The following is a 17,461-nucleotide window of genomic DNA, read 5'->3' on the forward strand; positions in this document are numbered from 1 at the left end:
AGTTTTGAGCGCCTTTTAAACTATAAAGCCATCATTACTAAACTTTGGTTAGTAATGATGGCTTTAACATATGGTTTGATGATTACCATCAGGGAAACTTCACTGCGCTATATGAGGAAACATCGGTTTGGGGAATATTGGCGTTGTATTGTCTATTAATAGCGCTGATAAATTGGTTAGCCACAACAGCATAACCTCTTGGCGTTAAATGTACCCCATCCAGCGAAAAAATACCGCCACTAATATAGTTTGAACTTAAACTTATCCCATTAATAAGTAAACCGGATTGTTTTATGTTATTCAGAAAGGTAAAAGCGTCAAAAACAGCCAGACCTTTGGCCGCAGCAACTGATTTAATGGTTCCGTTATAGGAGTTCACATAATCAAGGGTCATCGCGGCTTCATTTTGATCGAGCACATATTTATTATCAATGGGGGTATATGGAGTCAGGCCATACGGCAGGTTCCCGTATGGTGTCGATACGGTTTGCCCAATCATACTTGTTGGAAAGGTAAGTATGATAAGATCGGATGCTGTGGCCGCCCTTGGTGCATAGGTAGTGCCCGAAACGAGGGCATTAACATAAATCGCAGTAACAGCAGGATTAACCTTTTTAACCCCGGCCAAAATTGCATTTACCGTTTTGGTAGTAAAATAAGGCACCGATGTAACATCAGGTATGGTTGCTACTACGCCTTTTGCACCGCTTGCAGTAAGCTTATTGATAAGCACATTATATAACTGCGCAAAGGTGCTTTTATCTGTCAGTGCATCACCGGCGCCGCCAGAAGTAGCGTATAGCAGTGCATCATTATAACCAAGCCAGTTGGAGAAAAAGGTAAAAGGTTTTGCGGTAACAAAATCAAGATAGGTTGTAGTATTGGTTGGTGCGTTCCCGGGTAACAGGCGCTCAAAAAAACCATTAAGATTACCATAAGGAGCATAGGCTATATGTAGTAATTTTATGCCCGGTACCCCGTAATTATTGAGTTCGCCGGCATATTTGGTATATAAAGTAACATCGCCAAAACCAGGTACTGCCAAAACGCCCCTTACAGCCAGGTTTGTGGTAACAGCGGTAGTAATGGGCGTTCCATCAGCATTAAAGCCGCTGAGTTTTACATAACCAGAACCATTTGCCTGGTCGGCGGTAAAAAGTGGCTGGGTAAACGCTCCCCCGCCAACAGTTAACATTTGTTTGGCAATTATGCCCGGATACGAGTTTAACTGCCCCTCGAGATATAATCCACCATCGGCATAACCCGCGGTTAATGAATTACCAATGGATATATATCGTGAAAAATCAGCATTTCCTTTGGATGGTTTAAAAGTATTAATCTCGGGCTTGCAGGCTGCAAGGCCTAATAGGCCGAGGATAAAAAGGTAACGGTAGCTATATTGTTTAAAAGTCTTCATCTGTTTGTTGTTAAGGGTTTACCAGTGATAAGCAATAGAAATGCCCGGGATATATACATCGGTTTTAAATGTGCCTGATAATTGCGATTGAATATTGGTTTGCGTCCGCGACATCAGGTGTTCATATTCAAAACTAAAGTCTATATCGATATGACGGGTGGCATGGTAGCCCAAACCTGTTGTTAAAAATATACGGTTGGCATCGGGTGCTTCGGGGGTAACATAACCATCACGAACGGCAGTGCTGGCATACCCCCCGCCGGCGCGGATATCAAATTTATTATTAGCCTTATACTGGCCGCCTGCCCTTAACGACACAGCGTTTTTGTAGTTACGCGGAGAATAAGTATCCTTTAATGTAGCGGTATTGGTTGTATAATCAAACGCCAGTTGCTTATAAACGCTCCAGTTAACGTAGTTAACATCAAAAGCAAGTATGAGTTTTTTGTTTGGATAGATGCCGACACCAAGAGATGTAGTTGCCGGTAAAGGTATGGAAGCACTAAAAGTATTAGGCTGAGGGAAACTGGTTTGCAGGGAAGCTGGTACGGTAAAGATGGCTTCCTTTTTATTAATGGTGGTTTTTACTTTCGAACGGTACGTTAAACCAACAGTAAAACATTCAGATGGTTTATAATAAACACCGGCATTCCAGCCATATCCATTGCCTGTTCCTTTTAATTGGGCCTGCCCGTCCTGCCCGTTTTGATTTGATATCGGGATAGCCTGTGTTAAGTCAACAATACCACGATTGTAAACAAAGCCTGCGCCTATACTTAAATTTTTAGCGACTTTAACACTCAGGGTAGGTTGAAAATAGATTGCCTTAAGATTCAGACTTTCCAGCGAATATTTCCCGGCCCAGTCGTGACCCCAGTCGGTGAGCCCCCCAAAAGGGGTATAAACAGCCATTCCAAGTTTCCACCAGGACGATTTAGGGCCTACTGCGGCATAAAAGCTAAATGGAGTGGCAACCTTGTTGGTGGTGTGATACTGTGCCGATGTACCACTTGGGTTGAAAACGGACTTAAATACAAGCGGACTTATTCCGGCCTGGATGTAGTTACCGGGCAGCATAACAACAGCGCCGGGATTAAAAAACACGGATGCTCCATCCTGCACCAAACCGGTGCCGGTGTGCCCCATTGCAATCTGTTTCTGGCCTTCCAGGTTAACCTGGAACCCTTGTGCAAACGCAAACACCGGTAATAACGCGAATGCGAAGAGTAATAATTTTCTCATAATATAATTGGTATAATTTGCAGGTAGCTTTGGGATTGCTCCTGTTGTTAATTAAAAATTAAAATTACTGCGTAAAACAATGAAAAAAAGGGCTATAATGCGGAGATATTAGTCAAAAAGTCGGTTGTAGAACTTTTAGACCTTTTTAAGCTGTAAATGAAGAAAATAGGACAACTCAGTTTATCAAAATTTGCGGATCTGTATGCAGACAAACTTATCGGCCCGGAGTTTTTTGTAACAGACGAAAAGCAATTATTGAGCTTAAGCGAGTACCCCTACCGTTCCGACGGCTATATTATAGGCATCTGTACACGGGGAACCGCCCAGGTAGAGGTAAACCTGCAGATTTACGATGCCAAACCCGATGCCATGCTGCTGGCTACACCTTTTCATGTATTGAGAATTTACCAAAGCAGCCCCGATTTTTTGTGCAGGTTTATTGTTTTTTCAAAAGCCTTCCTTACAGAAAACAATGTAAACAGCCATTTCCTTGAATCTTTCAGCTATTTTAAAAGCGCATCATTACCCGTAATATATCCGGAACATCAGGATGCTAAAATGCTGCTCGAAATTTATGTACTGTTACAACAAAAGCTCGACAGGCAGGACCATCCTTACCGAATGGAGATCTCCAGGAGCATGCTTATCACACTACTATATGAAGTAGGGTCTATTTATGAAAAGCAGCACGTAATAGTTAAAGGAAAACTAAACCGCAAGCAGGAACTCAATGTACTTTTCCAGGACCTGGTTTTTCATCATTATAAAGAACATCGCAACGTACAATATTACGCCGATGCCCTGTTTGTATCATCAAAACATCTTACAGAAACCATAAAAGATGTAACCGGCAGAACCGCAGGCGAATGGATAGATGATGCCGTAATTCTTGAAGCAAAAGTTTTATTAAGGAACCAGGAGATCAGCGTAGCTAATATAGCTTATGCCATTCACTTTCCAGACCAATCATCCTTTGGTAAATATTTTAAAAAGCAAACCGGTTTATCGCCTTCAGATTACCGGATGGCTATTCCACGTTAATTAAGGCTATGCTATAGCCACTATTTTTCTTTCCGACTTTTTGACTAATATCTCCGCATTGCCGCCCTTTTCGGCAGCGGGCATCGCCTTTAATTTTACCCCCGATTATTAAACCAGGTAGCGCTTGCTATCAAAACATTCTGGGGTCTTAAACGGCCTGTAATTATTTACCAGGTATAAACATAACAAACGCTATGAAAATATTAGTATGCATTAGCCAGGTGCCGGATACTACAACCAAAATAATATTAAAAGATAATGATACCGCCATTAACAGCCAGGGTACCACCCATATACTTAACCCCTATGACGAATGGTATGCACTCATTCGCGCTATAGAGTTAAAAGAAAGTGGTGTTGCTGCCGAAGTTCATTTAATAACCGTTGGCAAGGCCGATGTGGAACCGGTAATGCGCAAAGCGCTTGCATTAGGAGGCGATGAAGCCGTCAGGATTGACGCCGAAAGTAATGACCCGTACCAAACCGCTGTATATATTGCTGATTATGCCAAAAGTGTTGGGTACCACCTGGTATTGTGCGGCAAGGAATCAATAGATTATAATAATGGCACTACAGGTGTTATGCTTGCCGAACTGCTCGACATGGATTATATCGGTTTTGCAACAAGTATTAAAATTGAAGGTAGTGTTGCTACTATAAACCGTGAAATTGAGGGAGGGGAAGAAACCGATAGCTGCAACCTCCCACTTGTAATTTCATGCCAGAAAGGAGTTGCTGAAGCACGGATCCCCAATATGCGGGGCATAATGGYCGCGCGCACACGCCCTTTAAAGGTTGTTGTACCCGCTTCTGTATCCCCTTTAACTGCTGTACTGTCTTATGAATTACCGCCCGCCAAAGCAGGTGTAAAATTAGTAAGCGCCGATGATATGGACGAACTGGTAGCATTGCTCCACACCGAAGCCAAAGCCATTTAAATATTAACTATTGGCATAATATCTAACTAAATTAAACACATATGTCTGTAATTGTATTGGTAGAACATACCGAAGGAAATATAAAAAAGAAAAGTTTTGAAGCCGTGCAGTATGCCGCCCAAATAGCGCAACAAACAGGCACTACTGTAACGGCTGTTGTTTTAGGGACCATTGCCGATGCGGAAATGGAAGCTTTGGGCAACTATGGCGCCGGCAAAGTAATCCACATTGCCGATAGTCGCCTTGATGAACTTCACGCAAGGGCTTATGCCAACGCTATAGTAAAAGTTGCGCAGGCTGAGGATAGCAAGATCATTGTAACTCTTTACGATATTAATGGCCGTGCGGTTGCACCCAGGGTAGCTGTACAATTAAAAGCCGGTATGGTGGCAGGGGCACTCTCCTATCCTGATCATCGCAAAGGTTTCGCGATAAAAAAATCCGTCTTCTCGGGCAAGGCATTTGCCTGGGTTAATGTAGCAAGCGATATAAAAGTAATTATGCTGATGCCCAATACCTTCCTGCTAAATAAAACAGCCGGTAAAGCGACGGTTGAAAAGCTGGATCTCCATTTTAGCGAAAAGGATTTTGGAATAAAAATAACTGCAGTAAATAAGGTCACCGGGGAAATCCTTCTTGCTGACGCTACCCTTGTAGTTTCCGGCGGCCGGGGCATGAAGGGTCCCGAAAACTGGGGACTGATAGAAAATCTGGCAAAAGAACTTGGTGCTGCAACGGCATGTTCACGTCCTGTAGCCGATGCGCATTGGCGCCCTCATCATGAGCATGTGGGTCAAACAGGCGGTTCAATCCGCCCCGATCTTTATATAGCCGTAGGCATATCAGGTGCAATACAGCACCTGGCAGGGGTTAATGGCTCAAAAACTATTGTTGTAATCAATTCAGATCCCGAAGCACCATTTTTTAAAGCTGCCAACTATGGTGTTGTAGGCGATGCCCTCACGATTTTGCCAAAGCTGGCAGCATCGGTAAAAAAGTTTAAAGAACAACATCATTAATAATTGTATGCACGTTTTTTATGAAGGCCAGGTACTTTGGTCGCAAATAGATGCTAATCAGCACATGAGACATTCGGCCTATGCCGATCTTGCCGCGCAGGCCAGGTTAAACATGCTCGAAAAAGTAGGCTTAAATCCCGTAAAGCTTTTTGGCTACAACGTAGGCCCTGTGCTTTTCAGGGAAGAGCTTTTTTATTTACGCGAAATAGCGCTTGGCGATTACGTTACAGTAAGCTGTGAAATTACACGCTCAAGAGCAGATGGATCGCGCTGGACCATCAAACACGAGTTGTATCGTAGCGATGGTGTAAAAGCCGCCACGATTATCACAGACGGCGCATGGATTGATCTGGAAAAACGAAGATTAACCGTATTACCTATTGAGTTAAGTAGCTTGTTTTTGGATTCGCCACGTAGCAGCGATTATATTGAAGATTTTCCTAAATCTAAACAATAACCGATCATCGCCCCTAACCATAAAAAAATATAAAAATGAGTTTGAACAAAAACTTTGAAATGGCCGTTAAAGGAAGTAAAGAACTAACCAAGCGCCCTGATAATGATACGCTGCTTAAATTATACAGTTTGTACAAGCAGGCAACAGAAGGAGACATAGACCCCAATACCCCGGCGCCCGGCATGTTTGATTTTGTAAACAAGGCCAAATATGAAGCATGGAAAAGTTTAACAGGAATGTCGCCGGATGCAGCGATGACCGGTTACATCAATATTATTGAGCTGCTGAAAGGCTCTCAATAAACTATAATAGAAATAACCGAAATTTTGACAAATGTTTCCGCCATATAACCCTTTATAATACCCTACTAAATAGGATATTTGTTAATATAAACCAATTATAAATTATTCACCGTTCAGGCGGCTAAGTTTTTCCTTTTAAGATGCATTTGATTACTGCCTTAGTACGCAGAGAATTTGATGCGGTGCTTTTTCGATCAATTTAATTGCATGTCCATAACCCTAAAAACAATGTCAGTTTGTAAAAAAAATCTCACCAGGTTAGTATTAATGATACTCATGGTATCCGCGGGTTTTGTTACTAAAGCACAGAGCGAAAAAGACAAAATAGAAGGCTTATGGTATAATGATGTTAAAACTGCCAAAATACAGATAACCAAAGAGAAGGATGACAAATTTTATGGCAAGGTTGTTTGGCTTAAGGAGCCCTTAAAAAATGGCAAACCTAAAGTTGATGAGCTTAACAGCGATGAAAAATTACGTACCAGGCCCCGGCTTGGTCTGCCTGTATTAGCCGGTTTTGAAAAAGATGGCGATAACAAATATACCAACGGTACAATTTACGACCCAAACAATGGAAAAACGTATAGCTGCAAAATAACCTATAAAGGCCAAACCCTTGATATAAGGGGCTATATCGGAATTTCACTCTTCGGGCGTACTACAACCTGGGAAAAAGCAGAATAAAGTAACATAAACACCTATCTACATTTTAAATACAAGCATAAATGAGTGTTAAACGAATTATAAAAAAAGTAGCCGTACTGGGTTCGGGTGTGATGGGTAGCCGCATAGCCTGCCATTTCGCAAACATAGGCCTGGAAGTGCTGCTATTGGATATTGTACCAAAAGATGCCGACGCTAAATCAAGAAACAAGCTGGTGAATGATGCGCTTACTGCAGCATTAAAATCAAACCCCTCTCCTGTTTATTCAAAAGCGTCGGCTAAAAATATTACAACTGGAAATTTTGAAGATGATATGCCCAAAATTGCCGGTTGCGACTGGGTAATTGAAGTGGTTGTGGAGCGGCTTGATATTAAGCAAAAGGTATTTGAAAATGTAGAGAAATACCGTAAACCTGGTACGCTGATAACATCTAACACATCCGGCATCCCTATTCATTTAATGGCCGAAGGACGAAGTGAAGATTTTAAAAAACATTTTTGCGGCAGCCACTTCTTTAACCCGCCCCGGTATTTAAAACTGTTGGAGGTTATCCCAACAACTGACACCCTACCAGAAGTTATTGATTTTTTACTGCATTACGGCGAAAAATATTTAGGTAAAACAACCGTATTGGCAAAAGATACCCCCGCCTTTATTGGTAACCGTATTGGGGTGTTCAGTATTATGAGCATACTGCATTATGCAGATAAAACCGGGATCACTATTGAGGAAGTTGATAAACTTACCGGGCCGGTAATAGGCCATCCTAAATCGGCCACCTTCCGTACCAGTGATGTGGTAGGCCTTGATACAATGGCACATGTGGCAAACGGTTTAACCCAGGGTGTACCCAATGATGAAGCTAAAGACTTGTTCCAAATCCCCGGGTTTGTAACCAAAATGGTGGCCAACAACTGGCTGGGCAGCAAAAGCGGACAAGGTTTTTATAAAAAAGAAAAAGTGGATGGCGCCAACCAGTTTTATACGCTCAACTTAAAAACACTGGAATATGAACCTTCTAAAAAAGTAAAATTTCCGTCGCTTGAAACAACCAAAACGGTTGATAATTTAAAAGACCGGATGAAGATCTTGTTTGCAGCTAAAGACAAAGCCGGTGATTTTTACCGCGCTATATTTCATCAGCTTTTTGCTTATTCCAGCAACCGCATTCCCGAAATTTCTGATGAGCTATATAAAATAGACGCTGCAATGAACGCCGGTTTTGGCTGGGAAATGGGGCCTTTTGAAAAATGGGATGCATTGGGAGTTGAAACCACCGTTAAAGCCATGGAGGCAGAAGGCAACAAACCCGCACAATGGGTTTATGATATGCTGCAAAGCGGTACAAAAAGTTTCTACAAAATACAGGATGGCAAGCGCTTATATTATGATATCAAATCCAAATCATACCAGGTGATTCCGGGTACCGAAGATTTTATCCTGCTGGACAATATCCGCGCAGCAAATACCATCTGGAAAAACAGCGGCACTACAATTATTGATCTTGGCGATGGCATTATTAACCTGGAGTTTCATACTAAAATGAATACCATTGGCGGAGAGGTGATTGAAGGCATTAACAAAGCCATCACCCTTGCCGAGCAAAGCTATAAAGGATTGGTTATCTCCAACGAAGGAGCAAATTTCAGCGCCGGCGCCAACGTTGGGATGATATTTATGATGGCTGTTGAGCAGGAATTTGACGAGCTTAATATGGTGATCAAAGCATTTCAAAACACCATGATGCGGATTAGGTATTCATCCATCCCGGTTGTTGCCGCACCACACCAAATGGCCCTTGGTGGCAGCTGCGAGCTGTGTTTACACGCCGATAAAGTTGTAGCACATGCCGAGCTTTATATGGGCTTGGTTGAATTTGGCGTTGGGCTTATCCCCGGTGGCGGCGGTACCAAAGAGTTTGCCCTGCGTTTAAGCGATGAATTACAGGATGGCGACATCGAACTAAATAATTTCCGCGACAGGTTCCTTACTATTGGCCAGGCTAAGGTATCTACCTCGGCACAGGAAGCTTTTGAGCTTGGTTATCTTAAAAAAGGTCGGGACATGGTAGTCGTATCCCGCAACAGGCTTTTATCCGAGGCAAAAAAACAATGCCTGTTATTGGCTACCGAAGGTTATGTACAACCGGTTCCGCGTAAAGATATCAGGGTTTTGGGCAAACAGGCGCTTGGTTTGGCCTACGTAGGGGCCAACACCATGTTTAGCGGTAATTACATTAGCGAGCATGATGTTAAAATATCACAAAAGCTGGCCTATGTACTTGCCGGTGCAGATCTGTCGCAACCTACTTTGGTAAGCGAGGAGTATTTATTGAACCTGGAACGCGAGGCATTTGTATCGCTGTGTGCCGAACGCAAAACATTAGAACGCATACAGTCCATTTTAACCGGCGGAAAAACATTAAGAAACTAATTTAAAAGACAACAAGATGAACGCATATATAGTAGCAGCTTACCGCAGTGCCGTTGGAAAAGCAACACGTGGCGGTTTTAGGTTTACCCGACCGGACACCCTTGCTGCCGAAGTAATTAAGCAACTGGTGGCATCTGTACCCAATGTAGATAAAGACCAGATTGAAGATGTGATAGTTGGCAACGCTACGCCCGAAGCTGAGCAAGGTTTAAACGTAGGCCGCCTTATTTCGCTTATGGCGCTTAATACTGATAAAGTTCCCGGCATGACGGTGAACCGGTACTGTGCTTCGGGATTGGAAACTATTGCTATGGCATCGGCAAAAATACACAGCGGTATAGCCGATTGTATTATAGCCGGCGGGGTAGAGAGCATGAGCCTGTTACCTATGGGCGGATGGCGCATTGTTCCCAATGCAGATGTTGCCATTGCACACCCAGATTATTACTGGGGCATGGGATTAACCGCTGAAGCTGTTGCCAAAGAATATAATATCAACCGCGATGAGCAGGACCAGTTTGCCTATCAATCCCATCAAAAAGCCCTAAGTGCAATTGCAGGAGGAAAATTCAAGAATCAGATTGTTCCCGTTAATGTATCCGAAAACTATGTTGATGAAAACGGGAAAAGAAAAACCAGATCATTTACGATAGACACAGATGAAGGTCCGCGGGCCGATACTTCCCTGGAAGCATTGGCCAAACTTAAACCCGTATTTGATGCCAGGGGTTTGGTAACTGCCGGTAATTCATCACAAACCAGCGATGGTGCTGCCTTTGTAATGGTGGTAAGTGAGCGTTTCATGAAAGCAAACAACCTAAACCCTATTGCGCGTTTAGTAAACTACGCTGTTGTTGGTGTTCCGCCGCGCATTATGGGAATTGGCCCCTTGTATGCTATTCCCGAAGTATTAAAAAAAGCTGGCATAAAACAAGATGAGATAGACCTTTTTGAACTGAACGAGGCCTTTGCATCGCAATCGCTGGCTGTAGTAAAGGGCCTGGGCTTAAATCCCGATATCGTGAATGTGAATGGCGGCGCCATAGCATTAGGTCACCCGTTGGGCTGCAGCGGCGCCAAACTTTCGGTACAGCTTTTTGATGAATTGAAACAAAGAGATAAAAAATATGGCATGGTTACCATGTGCGTTGGTACAGGGCAAGGCGCGGCAGGAATATTTGAACTATTAAACTAAGATAAAAACATTTTAAACATACGATTATGAGCACATTAGCAGAAAACAAGCATTTAAAAGGTGGTGAATTCCTGGTAAAGGAAACAATTGCCGGGGATGTGTTTATACCTGAAAACTGGGATGAGGAGCAGTTGATGATAGCACAAACCTGCCAGGACTTTGTAGAGCAAAAAGTTGTTCCGCTGCTGGATCGTATCGATACACAGGAAGAAGGGCTAATGGTGCGCTTAATTAATGAGGCCGGTGAGCTGGGAATCCTGGGTGTTTCCGTCCCTGAGGAATATGGCGGCTTTGGTAAAGATTTCACCACAGCTATGCTCATCAGCGAAAAAACAGGTCCGGGGGCATCGTTCTCTGTCGCCGCAATGGCCCATACGGGCATTGGCACACTGCCGATACTATATTATGGTAACACGGAGCAAAAAAACAAATACATCCCAAAACTGGCCACCGGTGAATGGAAAGGCGCCTATTGCCTTACCGAACCGGGTGCAGGTTCTGATGCCAATTCGGGCAAAACGCGCGCCACACTATCTGCCGATGGTAAGCATTACCTGATCAACGGGCAAAAAATGTGGATTACCAATGCAGGCTTTGCCGATGTGTTCACCGTTTTTGCTAAAATTGATAACGACGAAAACCTGAGCGCATTTATTGTTGAAAAAGGTTTTGAGGGCTTGTCGCTTAACCCCGAAGAACACAAAATGGGTATTAAAGGCAGCTCAACCCGCCAGGTATTTTTTAATGATTGTAAGGTACCGGTTGAAAACCTGCTGTCGGAACGGGGTAACGGTTTCAAAATAGCCGTAAATATCCTCAACCTGGGCCGTATAAAATTAGGAGGGGCAGCATTAGGGGCAGCAAAATCGGTTATTACCAATTCGGTGAAGTATGCCAATGAGCGCGAACAATTTGGCCGTGCCATTGCTAAATATGGTGCCATCCGCTATAAATTAGGTGAGCAGGTTATCCGTGCTTACGCGGCCGAATCTGCTATGTACCGGGCAAGCCAGAACATTGAAGATGCCACACATAACTTACTTGAACATGGCATGGATGCATCAAAAGCCCGGCTTAAAGGTATCGAGCTGTTTGCCATAGAAGCTGCTATTATAAAGGTACATGCATCAGAAGCGCTGGATTATATTGTAGATGAAGGGGTACAGATTTATGGTGGCATGGGCTATAGCGCCGAAGGGCCGATGGACAGGGCTTATCGCGATAGCCGCATCAACCGGATCTTTGAGGGCACCAACGAGATCAACCGCATATTAACCGTGGATATGATCCTGAAGCGTGCCATGAAAGGCGAAATCGACCTGATGGGTCCTGCACAGAACGTAATAGCTGAATTAATGAGCATTCCTGATTTTAACAGTATTGAAGAAGACCTTTTCACCAAAGAGAAAAAGTATGTATCAAACTTTAAAAAAGCTATTTTACTGGTAGCGGGTGCGGCAGTTCAAAAACTGATGACCAACCTGGCTAAAGAGCAGGAAGTTTTGATGAACCTTGCCGATATGGTAATTGAGACCTATGCAAGCGAATCTGTCCAGCTAAGAGTAGAAAAATTAGCCGGTCAGCGTGGCGAAGACGCCGTTAAAAATCAGATTGATATAATGCAGGTTTATATCAGGGATGCCGCGGATAAAATATTCAAAGCCGGTAAAGAAGCACTGAATGCTTTTGCAGAAGGCGATGAACGCAGGATGATGATGACGGGGTTAAAACGCTTTACCAAAACAGAAGATATTAACACCACTGCAGCGCGCAGAAGAATTGCTGCAAAACTAATTGAGCAAAATAAATATTGCTTCTAACAAAGCCTCATTTAATATTTAAAAGCAGGGTATATGAAGAATGTAGCAAGATTATTTGATTGTATGAGCATCCAGGCGCAAAGCCCTAAAGCCGACCTGTTAAATGCCAAGGTAAACGGTGAATGGGTATCATACAGCACGGCCGAAGTGCATGAAAAAACTTACCAGTTAGCCACAGCGCTCCTGAAAATGGGCATATCTGCCGGTGATGGCACTACTATTGGCCGGAATAAAGTTGGCCTGATTAGCAATGGCAGGCCCGAATGGCTGATAGTTGATCTCGCGGTTCAATTAATCGGAGCCATATTGGTTCCTCTTTATCCTAACAGCAGCTTAAAGGAAATGGAGCAGATTTTAATTGAAGCGGAGGTTAAATGTATTTTTGTAAGCGATGCCGACCTTTGCGGCAAGGTAAATGCAATAATTGACCATGTTCCTTCTTTAAAATCTATTTTTTCTTTTAATGATTTAGAAAGCTGCAACAACTGGAAACAACTCCTTAAACCCATTGCTGATATTGACAGAGATAAGGTAAATGCAATAAGCGCCGGCATTAAAGAAGATGACGTAGCTACCATCATTTTTACATCAGGCACCACCGGCCGGCCCAAAGGGGTAATGCTTACCCACAAAAACATTGTAAGTAATGTTATCGGCTCGGCCGATGTGCTGAATCAAATCCCTTTGGAAAATAAACGCGCTTTAAGCTTTTTACCACTTAACCATATTTTCGAGAAAATGTGTACCTATATCTATTTCTTTTACGGCTTCTCTATTTACTACGCCGAAAGTATGGATACTATAGGTATTAATATGAGGGAAGTAAAGCCATATATTTTTACAGCCGTACCCCGCCTGCTGGAAAAAGTATTTGAGAAGATCATTATTGAAGGGCAAAAGCTTACAGGTATAAAAAGAAAAATCTTTTTATGGTCGATCGAAATTGCCGAACAGTTTGAGCTTGCAGGCAAAAGTCCATGGTATAACCTGCAATTAGCCATTGCAGATAAGCTTGTTTACAGTAAATGGCGTAAAGCTATTGGCGGCAATATAAAAGCAATAGTTGTAGGCAGCTCGGCATGCCCGGTTAGAATGGAGCGGATATTCACTGCCGCAAAAATGGTTATTTTGGAAGGCTATGGTCTTACTGAAACTTCGCCTGTAATTTCTGTTAACAAGTATGATCCTCATTTCAGGAAATTCGGCACAGTTGGGCAATTAATAAAAGATGTGCAGGTTAAAATTGCCGACGATGGAGAAATATTAGCCAAAGGGCCAGGTATAATGGCTGGTTATTACAAAAACCCCGAACTCACAGCCGAGGTGCTGGAAGACGGCTGGTTCCATACCGGGGATATTGGCGTACTGGATAAAGATGGTTTCCTGAAAATTACCGACAGGAAGAAAGAGATCTTTAAAACATCAGGCGGAAAATATGTTGCACCGGGCCCCATTGAAAACAGGATGAAGGAGAGTCCTTTTATTGAGCAAATGATGGTTATTGGTGCTGATAGGAAATTTACAACTGCCTTAATAGTACCCTCCTATCCTAATCTTAAATTATGGTGCGCCCAACAGAAGCTCAATCTTTCTTCAAACACCGAAATTGTAAATAATGCAGCTGTAAACACTTTATTTAAATCAGTTATTGATTCATTAAATACGGAGTTTAACCATGTTGAACAGGTTAAAAAATTCACCTTGCTTCAGCACGAATGGACCATTGATGGAGGAGAACTAACCCCTACAGGCAAAATGAAGCGCCGCACTATTTTAGAAAAATATAACGAAGAAATAGAAAAAATGTACACCAGCGAGATTGGTAATCCAACGCTTTCACATTAATTTTTGCTCTTCCATTCTTATAATCCATGTAAATGAATACATTTCAGTTAATCATCCGGGATAATCTTGCAATCATCACTTTAAACAGGGGCCGCTCCAACCCGATAAATGCAGAAATGATCGCAGAACTGATTACTGCAGTAAAGGATCTTGAAGCTGACGATAACATAGGCGGACTAATTATTACAGGCAAAGAGGGCTTTTTTTCTGCCGGGATCGACCTGATGGAAGTTTACAATTATAACGAAAAAGAGAGCAAAGACTTTTGGACCAATTTTATGCTGATGCAGAGAGTTCTGGTAAACTTTAAAAAGCCATTTGTAACTGCAATAACAGGGCATAGCCCTGCAGGCGGTTGTATTATAGCCTTATGCAGCGATTACCGGGTTATGGCCGGCGGCCAATACATTATTGGTTTAAATGAAATCCCGGTAGGCATCATTGTACCCGACACTGTATTTCATCTCTACGCATTCTGGTTAGGTAATCGCAAGGCTTATCAGTACTTGTTGGAGGGTAAATTACTAACCGTTGAAGAAGCAATTAAAGAGGGCTTAATTGATGAAGTATGCGCGGCGGAGGATGTATTGGCTTCGGCGGAAAAAAAAGTGCGAGCATATATGAAATTGAATCCCACTACCTGGAGCCAGAGTAAAATGAATTTCCGCAAGGAGCTTTCTGAAAAACTACAAGGCGACAACAGCGCAGCCTTAAACAGGATGCTACAGCAATGGTGGGCACCAGAAACGCGTGCGACATTGCAAAAAATAATCGACAAACTAATGAACCCTGTAAAAAGCAAATAATTATATGCAAGCTCCTGATAAGAATAATCCTTTGAACCAGGCCGATGAGGATAACGGAATGCTCAAGGCCAATGCATTTAAAAACAAAACCATCATCATAACAGGTGGCGGTACAGGGCTTGGTAAAGCCATGGGTACCTACTTTTTAAAGTTAGGGGCCAATTTGGTAATTACCAGCCGCAAGCTTGATGTATTGCAGCAAACAGCTAATGAAATGGAGGCCGAAACTGGCGGCAAGGTATTGGCCTTGGCCTGCGACGTGCGCAATTACGATGAAGTAGAAAGCATGCTAAACAAAACAATTGAAAGCTTTGGAAGTGTTAACGCCTTAGTAAACAATGCTGCAGGTAACTTCATATCCCCAACAGAACGGCTCTCTGCTAATGCATTTTCAACCATCATTGATATTGTGCTTAAGGGTTCTGTCAATTGTTCGCTGGCCCTGGGTAAGTATTGGATTAAAGAAAAAATGGCAGGAAATATCCTGAACATTATTACTACCTATGCCTTCACGGGTTCCGCATATGTGGTACCATCGGCCTGTGCAAAGGGTGGTGTACTGGCCATGACCCGATCATTAGCCGCAGAATGGGGAAGGCACCAGATACGTACCAATGCTATTGCGCCGGGTCCCTTCCCTACCAAAGGCGCATGGGAGCGCCTGTTACCCGGTGAAATGGCCGAAAAATTTGATTTTAAAAACAGGGTACCGCTTAAAAGAGTGGGCAAGCACCAGGAAATTGCAAACCTTGCCGCTTATTTGATCTCAGATTTCGCTGGTTACATCAACGGCGATGTAATTACCATTGATGGCGGCGAATGGCTGCAGGGGGCCGGTCAGTTTAACGGCCTTGAGATGGTAAGCAACGATATGTGGGATGGCATTGAACAATTAACCAGGCACCCCAAAAGCAGTTAACCGGCCAATAAAATTATTAATAATGATTGCACAGCTAATATTTCTCATCCTATTTGTTGCCGCTGTTTACCTGTTCTCCAAAAACGCGGGTAAAATACGGCGCAATATCCTGTTGGGCAGGGATACCGATTGCAGCGATCAGCCTGGCCTGCGCTGGAAAACGATGGCAAAGGTAGCCTTAGGGCAAAGCAAAATGGTGAAACGCCCTTTGGCCGCGGTAATGCATATTTTTATTTATGCAGGCTTCGTGCTCATCAACATCGAGGTGCTGGAGATCATGGTGGACGGCTTGTTTGGCTCGCACAGGATATTTTCAAAACCACTGGGAAGTTTATATGGATTCCTGATCGGCGGGTTTGAGGTTTTGGCGGTGCTGGTACTTATTGCCTGTGTTGTTTTCCTGGCCAGGAGAAACATCATGCATTTAAAGCGTTTCAGCGGTAAGGAAATGACCCAATGGCCCAAATCAGATGCCAACTATATCCTGGTCATCGAAATATTGCTCATGACCGCCTTTTTAACCATGAATGCCGCCGATTACAAATTGCAGGCGCTTCACGTGGGGCATTACCTCCAGGCGGGCAGTTTCCCGGTAAGCAGTTTTATAGCCCCGCTGTTACCCGGCCATGCCCCCGCATTGGAAATGACCGAGCGCGGATGCTGGTGGTTTCATATCACCGGGATCCTGGCATTTTTAAACTACCTGCCCTATTCCAAGCATTTTCACATCCTGCTGGCTTTTCCGAACACTTACTATTCTAACCTGGATAAAAAAGGAAAGTTCACCAATATGGCATCGGTAACCAACGAGGTAAAAGCGATGCTTGACCCGGCATTTGTACCCGAGGCTACAACTCCCGGTCGTTTCGGGGCTAAAGAGGTAACCGACCTCAGCTGGAAAAACCTGATGGATGCCTATACCTGCACCGAGTGCGGCCGGTGTACCAGTGTTTGCCCGGCCAATATTACCGGCAAGCTGTTATCTCCCCGCAAGATCATGATGGATACCCGCGACAGGATCACCGAAGTGGGCAATAACCTGGATAAGCATGGGAAGGACTATGACGATGGCAAAGCCTTGCTCGATAATTATATCAGCCGGGAGGAATTATGGGCCTGTACCACCTGTAATGCCTGCGTAGAGGCCTGCCCGGTAAATATTAACCCATTGGAGATTATTACCGAAATGCGCCGCTATATCGTGATGGAAGAATCGCAGGCCCCTGCCAGCCTGAATAACATGTTTGGCAATGTAGAAAACAACGGCGCCCCCTGGAAATATAGCCAGGCTGACAGGTTGAACTGGGCGGAGAAGTAAAATGATAAATCCGAAATGGAAAACGGCGAAGCCCTGGTGAACGC

General features: G+C 43.5%; 15 protein-coding genes. 13 read left to right on the forward strand and 2 right to left on the reverse strand.

Annotated elements, in window-relative coordinates; genetic code table 11:
- Positions 1–88 precede the first annotated feature (88 nt).
- Both AC1DO4_RS25865 and AC1DO4_RS25870 read right to left on the reverse strand, forming a co-directional pair.
- A complete protein-coding gene (locus tag AC1DO4_RS25865) occupies positions 89–1,417 on the reverse strand; it encodes a G-D-S-L family lipolytic protein (RefSeq protein ID WP_477420656.1) in 1,329 nt (442 codons plus the stop codon).
- A gap of 18 nt (positions 1,418–1,435) precedes the next feature.
- Positions 1,436–2,659, reverse strand: coding sequence for an OmpP1/FadL family transporter (locus AC1DO4_RS25870; protein WP_477420657.1), 1,224 nt, complete (start codon positions 2,657–2,659; stop codon positions 1,436–1,438).
- A 156-nt stretch (positions 2,660–2,815) separates the two neighbouring features.
- Here AC1DO4_RS25870 and AC1DO4_RS25875 point away from each other — a divergent pair, with 156 nt between their 5' ends.
- The 13 genes from AC1DO4_RS25875 to AC1DO4_RS25935 all read left to right on the forward strand — a co-directional run bounded on the left by AC1DO4_RS25875 (position 2,816) and on the right by AC1DO4_RS25935 (position 17,417).
- Complete coding sequence (locus AC1DO4_RS25875; RefSeq protein ID WP_477420658.1) at positions 2,816–3,700, forward strand: helix-turn-helix domain-containing protein; 885 nt, start codon at positions 2,816–2,818, stop codon at positions 3,698–3,700.
- A 194-nt stretch (positions 3,701–3,894) separates the two neighbouring features.
- Positions 3,895–4,638, forward strand: a complete 744-nt coding sequence (locus tag AC1DO4_RS25880) for an electron transfer flavoprotein subunit beta/FixA family protein (protein WP_477420659.1) — start codon at positions 3,895–3,897, stop codon at positions 4,636–4,638.
- A gap of 41 nt (positions 4,639–4,679) precedes the next feature.
- Positions 4,680–5,657, forward strand: coding sequence for an electron transfer flavoprotein subunit alpha/FixB family protein (locus tag AC1DO4_RS25885; RefSeq protein ID WP_477420660.1), 978 nt, complete (start codon positions 4,680–4,682; stop codon positions 5,655–5,657).
- A 7-nt stretch (positions 5,658–5,664) separates the two neighbouring features.
- Entirely contained in the window at positions 5,665–6,114 is a 450-nt protein-coding gene (locus tag AC1DO4_RS25890; protein WP_477420661.1) for an acyl-CoA thioesterase, read from the forward strand.
- Positions 6,115–6,149: 35 nt separating this feature from the next.
- Positions 6,150–6,416 (forward strand): acyl-CoA-binding protein, encoded by a 267-nt coding sequence (locus tag AC1DO4_RS25895; RefSeq protein ID WP_477420662.1) that lies wholly within the window; start codon positions 6,150–6,152, stop codon positions 6,414–6,416.
- Positions 6,417–6,644: 228 nt separating this feature from the next.
- On the forward strand, positions 6,645–7,100 hold the full coding sequence (locus AC1DO4_RS25900; protein ID WP_477420663.1) for a DUF2147 domain-containing protein: 456 nt from the start codon (positions 6,645–6,647) through the stop codon (positions 7,098–7,100).
- 41 nt (positions 7,101–7,141) lie between these two features.
- Entirely contained in the window at positions 7,142–9,514 is a 2,373-nt protein-coding gene (locus AC1DO4_RS25905) for a 3-hydroxyacyl-CoA dehydrogenase NAD-binding domain-containing protein (RefSeq protein WP_477420664.1), read from the forward strand.
- 16 nt (positions 9,515–9,530) lie between these two features.
- The gene (locus AC1DO4_RS25910; RefSeq protein ID WP_477420665.1) at positions 9,531–10,709 is read left to right on the forward strand and encodes an acetyl-CoA C-acyltransferase; all 1,179 of its coding nucleotides are present in this window, start codon (positions 9,531–9,533) and stop codon (positions 10,707–10,709) included.
- Between the two features lie 26 nt (positions 10,710–10,735).
- Positions 10,736–12,529: an acyl-CoA dehydrogenase family protein gene (locus AC1DO4_RS25915; protein ID WP_477420666.1), complete on the forward strand. Its 1,794-nt coding sequence runs from the start codon at positions 10,736–10,738 to the stop codon at positions 12,527–12,529.
- Between the two features lie 33 nt (positions 12,530–12,562).
- Positions 12,563–14,374 (forward strand): AMP-dependent synthetase/ligase, encoded by a 1,812-nt coding sequence (locus AC1DO4_RS25920; RefSeq protein WP_477420667.1) that lies wholly within the window; start codon positions 12,563–12,565, stop codon positions 14,372–14,374.
- 32 nt (positions 14,375–14,406) lie between these two features.
- The gene (locus tag AC1DO4_RS25925) at positions 14,407–15,180 is read left to right on the forward strand and encodes an enoyl-CoA hydratase/isomerase family protein (RefSeq protein WP_477420668.1); all 774 of its coding nucleotides are present in this window, start codon (positions 14,407–14,409) and stop codon (positions 15,178–15,180) included.
- Positions 15,181–15,238: 58 nt separating this feature from the next.
- Positions 15,239–16,099, forward strand: coding sequence for an SDR family oxidoreductase (locus AC1DO4_RS25930; RefSeq protein WP_477420670.1), 861 nt, complete (start codon positions 15,239–15,241; stop codon positions 16,097–16,099).
- Positions 16,100–16,121: 22 nt separating this feature from the next.
- Positions 16,122–17,417 carry a 4Fe-4S dicluster domain-containing protein gene (locus AC1DO4_RS25935; RefSeq protein ID WP_477420669.1) on the forward strand — a complete coding sequence of 432 codons (1,296 nt, stop codon included), beginning with the start codon at positions 16,122–16,124 and terminating at the stop codon, positions 17,415–17,417.
- Positions 17,418–17,461: the final 44 nt, after the last annotated feature.

The organism is Mucilaginibacter sp. P5_A6 (assembly GCF_056400585.1).